The 8490-nt window shown below is 65.6% G+C and carries 7 protein-coding genes and 1 pseudogene; 6 read left to right on the forward strand and 2 right to left on the reverse strand.

Annotated elements, in window-relative coordinates; translation table 11 throughout:
• Nucleotides 1-497: glycosyltransferase (locus SE92_RS34035; RefSeq protein ID WP_157096005.1), on the forward strand; the 497-nt coding region annotated here is incomplete at its 5' end.
• Nucleotides 494-1441: an NAD-dependent epimerase/dehydratase family protein gene (locus SE92_RS34040; protein WP_063203141.1), complete on the forward strand. Its 948-nt coding sequence runs from the start codon at nucleotides 494-496 to the stop codon at nucleotides 1439-1441. The genes SE92_RS34035 and SE92_RS34040, both read left to right, overlap by 4 nt.
• On the opposite strand, the pseudogene SE92_RS34045 reads toward SE92_RS34040, so the two are convergent.
• Nucleotides 1429-2430 (reverse strand): annotated as a pseudogene (locus SE92_RS34045) (MraY family glycosyltransferase). The gene SE92_RS34040 and the pseudogene SE92_RS34045 sit on opposite strands and share 13 nt — an antisense overlap.
• A gap of 2 nt (nucleotides 2431-2432) precedes the next feature.
• Entirely contained in the window at nucleotides 2433-3392 is a 960-nt protein-coding gene (locus SE92_RS34050; RefSeq protein WP_063203143.1) for a lysylphosphatidylglycerol synthase transmembrane domain-containing protein, read from the reverse strand.
• Between the two features lie 218 nt (nucleotides 3393-3610).
• Here SE92_RS34050 and SE92_RS34055 point away from each other — a divergent pair, with 218 nt between their 5' ends.
• From SE92_RS34055 to SE92_RS34070, 4 genes are all read left to right on the forward strand, one after another.
• Nucleotides 3611-4600 (forward strand): NAD-dependent epimerase, encoded by a 990-nt coding sequence (locus SE92_RS34055; RefSeq protein WP_063203145.1) that lies wholly within the window; start codon nucleotides 3611-3613, stop codon nucleotides 4598-4600.
• A 7-nt stretch (nucleotides 4601-4607) separates the two neighbouring features.
• Nucleotides 4608-6020, forward strand: coding sequence for a mannose-1-phosphate guanylyltransferase/mannose-6-phosphate isomerase (locus SE92_RS34060; RefSeq protein ID WP_063203911.1), 1413 nt, complete (start codon nucleotides 4608-4610; stop codon nucleotides 6018-6020).
• Nucleotides 6021-6201: 181 nt separating this feature from the next.
• Nucleotides 6202-7206 carry a Gfo/Idh/MocA family protein gene (locus SE92_RS34065; protein ID WP_063203147.1) on the forward strand — a complete coding sequence of 335 codons (1005 nt, stop codon included), beginning with the start codon at nucleotides 6202-6204 and terminating at the stop codon, nucleotides 7204-7206.
• A gap of 37 nt (nucleotides 7207-7243) precedes the next feature.
• The gene (locus SE92_RS34070) at nucleotides 7244-8395 is read left to right on the forward strand and encodes a DegT/DnrJ/EryC1/StrS family aminotransferase (RefSeq protein WP_063203148.1); all 1152 of its coding nucleotides are present in this window, start codon (nucleotides 7244-7246) and stop codon (nucleotides 8393-8395) included.
• The last annotated feature ends 95 nt before the right edge of the window (nucleotides 8396-8490 follow it).

Genomic DNA, 8490 nt, shown 5'->3' on the forward strand with positions numbered 1-8490 from the left:
TGCTGAAGGACGACACGGACATTCACTTCCTGCTGTCGGGCTGGGGTATCGGCTTCGAGCGGCTGAAGCAATTGCAGGCGGCCGCGAACCTCTCCAACATCTCCTTTGTCGGGCGGGTCGAGGATTCCGAGCTCGAGGCGCTTTTGACGTCCGCCGACCTCTGGATCATTCCGTACCGCAAGGACGTCGCGGGAGTGTCGGTGCCGAGCCGCTTCTACAACCTGCTGGCGGTCGGCCGTCCCGTGGTGCTGGTGTCCGAGCCGGAGGCAGAGGCCGCCTTGACCGTGGTCGAGAACGGGCTCGGCTGGGTCGTGACGCCGGGCCGCGCCGATCAGCTCGCCGCGGCGATCCGCACGGCGTCCGCTGACGAGGACGGCGGCATCGCTGCGCGCGCGGTGAAGACGGCCGAGCGATTCAACAGCACGACCGCGATGAACGCCTATGCGGCGCTGATCGACGAATTGTTGCGCAACCCGGACCTGTCGGAGCAACGATGAGCGAGAAGAAACCGGTCGTGCTGGTGACGGGAGCGAGCGGTTTCGTCGGACGTCACGTCGTGCCGTCGCTGGCGCGCGAGGGATGGTCGGTCCGCCGCGCGGTCCGCACTCCGGAAGGGATCGACGACGAGGTCGTGATCGAGACGATCGGTCCCGACACCGATTGGCAGGCCGCACTGGACGGCGTCGATGCGGTCGTCCATCTCGCCGCGCGCGTGCATCACAAGAACGAGGAGCACGCGGTCCAGCTCTACCGCAACGTCAACATCGCCGGCACGCTGCATCTTGCGCGCTGCGCGGCGACGGCCGGCGTGCGCCAGTTCATCTTCGTCAGCACCGTGCTCGTGCACGGCCGCAGCAACGAGGGCCGCGCCCCCTTCGGCGAGAACGACATTCTGACGCCGCGCGGCCTCTACGGCATGTCCAAGGCCGCGGCCGAGGCCGGCTTGAGAACGCTGGCGCGCGACAACGACATGAAGATCTCGGTGATCCGTCCGCCGCTGGTCTATGGCGCGGGCGCCAAGGGCAATTTCGCGCTGTTGACGCGCGCGGTCGCGCTCGGGCTGCCGCTGCCTTTTGCGGCGATCCACAACCAGCGCGCCTTCCTTGCCGTGCAGAACCTGGCGTCGTTCATCCTGCACCGGCTGGGTCACCCCGATCCCGCCAGCAATTTCGAGATATTCCTCGTGGCCGACAGGGAGCAGGTCTCGACGCCGGAATTCGTCTCGCGTCTGGCCGAGGCGTCCGGCAAGAGGCCGCGGATGTTCAGCGTGCCGCCGGGCGTGCTCGGCACGCTGCTTGGCGCGATGGGCCGGCAGGATACCCATGACAGCCTGATCGGCTCGCTCGAGCTCGACATCTCCAAGGCGCTCGCGACCGGCTGGCAGCCGCAGATCTCCCTCGACCAGGGCTTGCGGCTGGCGCTGTCGGCTCAGGATGCCTGAGCGCGGGAGAAGCGTCGCAGCAGGAAACCGACCGCGGCCGCGCCTGCGAGCACGGACAGGATCGTCATCCCGGTCGATCCCGCGCGAACAGTGGCGATGGCGAGCAACGCCAACAGGAGATTGAGCGCGAACACCTCGCCGGTCACTCGCAGGACCGTAAACCCGTTGTCGGTGGCGCGCTGATAGAAATGCGTGCGGTGCGCCGACTAGAACGGCTCGCGCCTGATGATGCGCCGAAACAGCGTGATGGTGGAATCAGCAAGGTAATAGGCCGGCAGCAGCAGCGCCGCGGCGGGTTGTCCGCGCCAGGCGAGCTCGAGCAGGCACCAGCCCAGCAGAAGTCCGATCGGCAGGCTGCCGACATCGCCCAGGAACACCTTCGCGACCGGCTTGTTGAACGGCGCAAAGCCGAGCATGGCCCCGCACAGCGCCATTGCGATGAACGTCACCGGCCGCGAGAGGTCGCCGAACAGCCCGAGCAGCAGCAGCGCGGCCGTGACCGGCACGACCTCAGCCACCGTCATCAGGTCGAGCCCGTCCATGAAGTTGACGAGGTTCACGAACCAGACACCGGCGAGCAGGATCAGGCCTCGCTCCAGCGCCAGCGGCAGCGCCGGCACGATGCGGGCATCGTCAGGCGCGGTGAACACCACAGCGCCGACGCAGGCGGCTTGCAGTGCGAGCCGCACCAGCACTGGCAGCGAAACGATGTCGTCGGCGAACCCGACCAACGCGATGACAATGGTGGCCATGATCAGTGCCGGCGGAATCGCAAAATTAACCCAGGCCGCCGACGCCAATGCGACGATCAGCGTCGCCGCGATCACCGCTATGCCGGCGCCCTGCGGCGTCGGGATGCGATGGGAGGAACGCGCATTCGGCCGGGCCAACGCGTAGCGCTGGAGCAGGGGGCGGCTGATCCAGGTGATCAGCGCCGAGATCAGCGCGGCGATCGCAGCGGCGAGCAGCGCGGCCACGATCGTCGGCATGGTCACTCCGGGACTCCGAGCTGCGCCGAGCCTTGCGCGGCTTTCTCCGCGCTGAGGATCCAGACCAAGCCGCCGAACGCGCCGACGATGAAGAACACGGCGCCGTACAGCAGCGAGACGTTGACGCCCTCATTGGCGGCAAGTCCGGCGAAGCCGAACGCCAGGCCCATCGTGGCCTCGCGCACGCCCCAGCCGGCGATCGAGATCGGCATCATCGTGATCAGCATCACGGGCGGCACGAGCAGGAAGACGTCGCTGAAGCGAACCGGGGCCGCGATCGATTGCACCACGCACCAGGCGATGACGACTGCGAGCACGTGAACGAGGATCGACAGGATCGCGATGATCGGCCCGCTTCTCCGGCTGAAGATCACGCGGTTGGCGATCACCGCGCAGGCGTGAAGATGATGCGTGGCCCACCAGGTTTTCAGCCAGCGCCATTTCAGCGCGCCGAAGATCAGGAAGCCGACGCCGCCGGCGAGCGCCAGGAGGTCGATGAGCAGCAGCGCCGAGCGCCCGTGCGCATCGGTGATGAGGGCGTAGCTCCAGGGCAGGCTGGCGACGATGAGAACCGCGAGCGCGATCAGTCCGATCGCGCGGTCGACGAAGATCGAGTAGGTCGCCGCACGCCAGCCGGCCCCGGCGCGTGCAACGAGCCACAGCCGGACCGCGTCGCCACCGATCGCCGACGGCAGGGTCTGGTTGAAGAAGGAGCCGATCACGTTGTAGCGCATCGCCCGGCCGAGCTCGAGCGGCGCGCCGCAGGCAGCGCTGATCTCGCGCCATCGCAGCACGCCGACGAAGATCTGCAGGAACGTGATCGCGATCGCCAGGCCGATCCAGAACAGGCTGGTGACGGTGAAGCGCGAAAACAGCTCGGATAGATCGACCTTGCGCAGCGCCAGGTAGAGCAGCGCCGCGGAAATCAGGATTTTGGCCGTCGACAGCAGGATTCGGCGCATCTCGTCCGCATGTACAGGGTTTGCGAAGATTTGAGGCAACCCGACGCGAACGTCGAATTCGGCCGCTTTGGTATGGTTTTGGCGCCGATCTTGCAATAGCTCTCGTTAAGACCCGTCGTTAAGGACGCCTAGAGGAGTCCTCACAGGCAGCGGTCAGCCTATTGCGACCCGATCAAAGTGACGGCTAAACAGGAGCGGCTCGGATCCCAGGGAACAGGATGACCAATCAGGCGATTTTGGTTACCGGCGCGGCCGGCTTCATCGGCTTTCACGTCGCCCGGCAGCTCCTGAGCGAAGGCCACGCCGTCGTCGGGCTCGACAATATTAACAACTATTACGATCCGGCGCTGAAGCGGGCGCGGCTGGCGCTGCTGCAGGTCGACCCCCGCTTCTCCTTGGTCGAGGCGGATCTCGCCGACCGAGAGACGATGGCGGCGCTGTTCAGGCAACACCGTTTTGCCAAAGTCGTGCATCTCGCAGCGCAGGCCGGCGTGCGCTACTCGATCGAGCAGCCGCACGCCTACGCCGAGTCCAATCTCGTCGGCTTTCTCAACGTGCTCGAAGGCTGCCGCAACAACGGCTGCCGCCATCTCGTCTACGCCTCGTCATCCTCCGTTTATGGCGCCAACACAAAAATGCCATTTGCGGTTGCGGACCGCACCGATCATCCCGTCAGCTTCTACGCTGCGACCAAGAAGGCGAACGAGGTGATGGCGCAATCCTACAGCCATCTCTATCGCCTGCCGGTCACGGGCTTGCGCTTCTTTACCATCTACGGGCCATGGGGACGGCCCGACATGGCCATGTTTCTGTTCGCGAGCGCCATTATGGCGGGCAAGCCGATCCGGCTGTTTAACCATGGCCAGATGCGCCGCGACTTCACCTATATTGATGATGTGACGCGTGTCGTATCCAAGCTGATCGATCTTGTGCCCGCGGACGATCCTTCTGCCGCAAATGCGCCGTTTAAACTCTACAATGTCGGCAATCACCACCCGGAGGAACTGATGCACGTCGTCGGTCTTCTGGAGCGGGAGCTGGGCCGGACGGCGATCAAAGAATTGCTGCCGATGCAGCCGGGAGATGTGCTGGAAACGTTCGCGGATGTCGAGGATTTGATGCGCGACACCGGCTTTGCACCGTCAACGCCGATCGCGCATGGGGTCCATAATTTTGTCACCTGGTATCGGGACTACTTCAAGGTTTGAGATGACGATGGACAAACGCATAATCCCCCTGATCATGTGCGGCGGTGCCGGCACGCGGCTGTGGCCGGCTTCGCGCGAGGTGCGGCCCAAACAGTTCCTGCCGCTGTTCGGCACGCGCTCGACCTTCCAGGACACGCTGCTGCGCGTCTCCGATCCCTCCCTGTTCGACCGGCCGATCGTCATCACCAACGCGTCCTATCGCTTCATGGTGCTGGAGCAGCTCGCCGAGATTGGCATCGAGGCCGACGTCATTCTCGAGCCGATGCGGCGCGATTCCGGCCCTGCGATCGCGGCCGGCGCGGTGTTCGCGCAGAACCGCGCCAAGGAGGCCATCGTGCTCGCGCTCGCCGCCGATCACGTGGTGCAGGACAATGCCGCCTTCGTCGCCGCCTGCCGCGAGGGCCTCACCGCCGCGAGCGCCGGGCGCATCGTTACCTTCGGCGTCAAGCCGGAGCGGCCGGCGACCGAATACGGCTACATCAATCCGGGCGAGGTGATCTCCGGCGAGGTGCATGCGGTCGCGCGCTTCGTCGAGAAGCCGGACGCGGTGAAGGCCTCCGACTACGTCAATTCGGGCTATCTCTGGAACAGCGGCAACTTCATGTTCCCGGCGAGCGTGCTGCTCGACGAATACCGCAAGGTCGATGCGGCAAGCGTCGAGGCCGTCACGAACGCGGTCAACAATGCCGGCCGGGATCTCGGCTTCGTCACGCTGGAGCCGGAAGCGTTCGGCGCGGCGAAGGCGATCTCGATCGACTATGCCGTGATGGAGAAGACCGCGCGGGCAGCCGTCGTGCCGGTCTCCTGCGGCTGGTCCGATGTGGGCTCCTGGCACGCGGTGTGGGAGCTCTCGGACAAGGACGCGCAGGGCAATGCCGCGCACGGTGCCGCCGTGTTCGAGGATTCCCGCAATTGCAACGTCACGACCGACCAGGCGCTGGTCGCGCTCGAAGGCGTCGACGATCTCGTCGTGGTCGCAACCGCGGATGCGGTGCTGGTCTCGCGCCAGAAGGATGCCAACGGGCTGAAGCGTCTCGTCACCAAGCTGAAGACGGTCGCGCCGAAAGTCACTGAGGAACATCTCAAGGTGCATCGGCCCTGGGGCAGCTATCAGTCCGTCGACAATGGCGAGCGTCACCAGGTCAAGCGCATTGTGGTGAAGCCGGGCGGGCGGCTGTCGCTGCAGAAGCACCATCATCGCGCCGAGCACTGGATCGTGGTGCGCGGTACCGCGCAGGTCACCGTCGACGAGACCGTGAAGATGGTGCACGAGAACGAGTCGATCTACATTCCGATGGGCGCCGTCCACCGCATGGAGAACCCCGGTAAAATCATGCTGGAACTGATCGAGGTCCAGACCGGAAGCTATCTCGGGGAAGACGACATCATCCGGATTGAAGACGACTATCAAAGGTCGTAACCAGCAAACTCCGAATCACGTGACCCGGGCCCAACAGGCGATATTTTTCGGCTTAAGGCCCGGGGAACGTGTAACTTTTTGAATCAAATCGTGTCCGGCCCGCCAGGGCGGCATTCGCCACAAATGTGGCGTCCGTGCTAGAAGCGCGCCGGGGATTTGCGTTGAATCGGGGTTTGCTCACATGAGTTCCAAAGGATCTGCACCGGCAAAGGCCGGCTTGCGCGTTGGCGTCATTGGTGCCGGCGTGATGGGCAGCAACCATGCGCGCGTGCTTAGCGGTCTGCCTGGCGTCAACCTCATCGGTGTCGTGGATCCTTCGCCGGCGCATCGCACGCGCGCGACCGAACTTGCCAATTGCGCAAGCTTCGAGACGCTCGACGAGTTGTTCGCGGCGGGCGTCGATGCCGTCACCATCGCTGCTCCCACCCATCTGCATCACGAGGTCGCGCTCGCCTGCATCGCCAAGAACATCCACGTCTTGGTCGAGAAGCCGATCGCCTCCACCGTCCAAGAGGGCCGCGAGATCGTCACCGCCGCGCAGAAGGCCGGCGTCACGCTGATGGTCGGCCATGTCGAGCGCTTCAATCCGGCGGTCGCCGCCGTCAAGCAGGCGATCGCGGGCGAGGACATTCTCTCCATCGCGATCACCCGTGTCGGCCCGTTCCCGCCGCGCATGTCCAATGTCGGCGTCGTCATCGACCTCGCCGTCCACGACATCGATCTGATCCGCTGGTTCACCGAATCCGACATCGTCGAAGTGCAGCCGCAGCTGTCGAGCGCGGTCGCCGAGCGCGAGGATATCGCGCTGCTGCAGTTCCGCACCGCCAATGGCGTGCTCGCCCACATCAACACCAACTGGCTGACGCCGTTCAAGGCGCGCAGCGTCACGGTCGCGACGCGCGGCAAATACGTGATGGGCGATCTGCTGACGCGCCAGGTCACCGAGTGCTTCGGCTTCAAGCCCGACGGCAGCTACTCGATGCGGCATCTCCCGGTCGGCCATGACGAGCCGCTTCGCGCCGAGCTGATCGCGTTCCTCAAGGCCGTGCGCAACGGCGAAACACCGGCGGTCACCGGCGATGAAGGCGTCGCCAGCCTCGAGATCGCGACGCAGTGCCTCGAGACGCCGTCGCGGCCCGCGGCCAAATCGCCCGCTCTCAAGGGGCCGCGCCGCGTCGCCGGCTGAACCCTCCATGTCGACCGCTCAAAACCCGCAAGGCGTCATGAACCAGCATCTGCGTTCCGAACCCATTCCCTTCATCGACGTCGCCTCGCAGCGCCGCCGGCTCGGCGCCTCGCTCGATGCCGCCGTCAAGCGCGTGATGGACCACTGCCAGTTCGTCAACGGGCCTGAGGTGTTCGAGCTCGAGAAGCAGCTCGCGGCCTACGCGGGCGCCAAGCATGTGATCGGCTGCGCCAGCGGCACCGACGCGATCCTGATGGTGATGATGGCGAAGAATGTTGGGCCCGGCGATGCCGTGCTGTGCCCGTCCTTCACCTTCATCGCGACCGCCTCGCCGGTGGCGCGGACCGGTGCGACGCCGGTTTATGTCGACGTCGACGAGACCACCTTCAACATGAGCCCGGAATCGCTCAAGCGCGGCATCGCGACGGCGCGCAAGGCCGGCCTCAAACCGGTGGCGGTGATCCCGGTCGACCTGTTCGGCCAGCCCGCCGATCACGATGCCATCGCAGAGATCGCCAAGGCCGAGGGCCTGTTCGTGCTCGACGACGCCGCGCAAGGGTTCGGCGCCAGCTACAAGGGCCGCAAGCTCGGCACTTTCGGGCTCGCCACCGCGACCAGCTTCTTTCCGGCAAAACCGCTCGGCTGCTTCGGCGACGGCGGCGCGATCTTCACCGACGACGACGAGCTCGCGGCGACACTGCGCAGCATCCGCGTGCACGGGCAGGGCGTCGACAAATACGACAACGTCCGCCTCGGCCTGACCGGCCGGCTCGACACCATGCAGGCCGCGGTCCTGATCGAGAAGCTGAAGATCTTCGACGACGAGATTGCCGCCCGCAACCGGGTTGCCGAACGCTACGCGCGTGGGCTTGGCAACGTCGTCACCGTGCCGCGCCTTTCGCCGGGCAACACCTCGGTCTGGGCGCAGTACACGATCCGCCTCCCCAAGGGCACCGACCGCGACGGCTTCGCTGCTGCGCTCAAAGCCCAGGGCGTGCCGACCGCGATCTATTACGGCAAGTCGATGCACCAGCAGACCGCCTACAAGCAATATCCGGTGGCCGAGGGTGGCTTGCCGGGTTGCGAGAGCCTGTCGCAGGACGTCATCAGCCTGCCGATGCACGCTTACCTGACCGAAGCCGATCAGGAGCGCGTGATCGCTGCCGTGCGCGGCGCGCTGGCGGGGTGATTTCTTTCCCTCTCCCCTTGTGGGAGAGGGTGGATCGCCGCGTAGCGGCGAGACGGGTGAGGGGTCTCTCTCCGCACGGAATGCGCGGAGAGAGA

This window comes from Bradyrhizobium sp. AT1 (assembly GCF_001590795.1).
GTDB lineage: Bacteria > Pseudomonadota > Alphaproteobacteria > Rhizobiales > Xanthobacteraceae > Bradyrhizobium.

Bases quoted from the DNA above. Each gene is read 5' to 3' on its own strand.
- SE92_RS34040 (WP_063203141.1), top strand. From the start codon at position 494: ATGAGCGAGAAGAAACCGGTCGTGCTGGTGACGGGAGCGAGCGGTTTC.
- SE92_RS34050 (WP_063203143.1), bottom strand. From the start codon at position 3,392: ATGCGCCGAATCCTGCTGTCGACGGCCAAAATCCTGATTTCCGCGGCG.
- SE92_RS34055 (WP_063203145.1), top strand. From the start codon at position 3,611: ATGACCAATCAGGCGATTTTGGTTACCGGCGCGGCCGGCTTCATCGGC.
- SE92_RS34060 (WP_063203911.1), top strand. From the start codon at position 4,608: ATGGACAAACGCATAATCCCCCTGATCATGTGCGGCGGTGCCGGCACG.
- SE92_RS34065 (WP_063203147.1), top strand. From the start codon at position 6,202: ATGAGTTCCAAAGGATCTGCACCGGCAAAGGCCGGCTTGCGCGTTGGC.
- SE92_RS34070 (WP_063203148.1), top strand. From the start codon at position 7,244: ATGAACCAGCATCTGCGTTCCGAACCCATTCCCTTCATCGACGTCGCC.